We start from the raw sequence: 584 nt of genomic DNA on the forward strand, positions 1-584 counted from the left end.
GCCCGAAGTTTATAATCGGCTGCAAGATCGAAAGGCCGGCTGATTAATCCTCCGATATAGGATCGCCAGGAAGCAGGATCTTGCATAGAACCGCCGGGTTCTGACGACTCCAGCTTCCATCCTCCTGCCTCCACTACCCGTTGATAAGCATGCCCCTCTTCCGCCTCAATGACCGTCCGCAATATTTCATGTCGGTTCACAATCCCTTGTAATGCGTATCGGAGCGCGTCTTCGTTCAACTGACCCCGTAAGCGCAGTACCACCGGGATATGATAAGATACCGACCCTTCCAACTGATCGATTACCCAAAGACGCTCCTGGCTAAAAGATAAAGGGGTTTGTACCGATCTTTCCTGACGGATAAGCGGAGGTAGAGATGTTCTGCCGGAGGTAGCATTCAATTGCACGGCCAGCAAACCAATTGCCGGGTAATCAAATATATCTCCAATGGTGACCTCAATCCTTATTTCTTTACGGATTGATGATACAAGCCTTATAGCCAGGAGAGAATGTCCGCCCAGTTCGAAAAAATTATCATGTATACCTATTCGGTCTACGCCCAGCAGTTCTTCCCAGATGGCAGC

1 protein-coding gene is annotated in these 584 nt (G+C 49.5%); it reads right to left on the reverse strand.

All coding sequences use genetic code 11. The annotated features are described in order from the left end of the window. Nucleotides 1-584 (reverse strand): condensation domain-containing protein (locus ACX0G9_RS31735; protein ID WP_459069015.1); only part of this gene is annotated, 584 nt, incomplete at both ends.

Source organism: Flavitalea flava, from assembly GCF_054461575.1.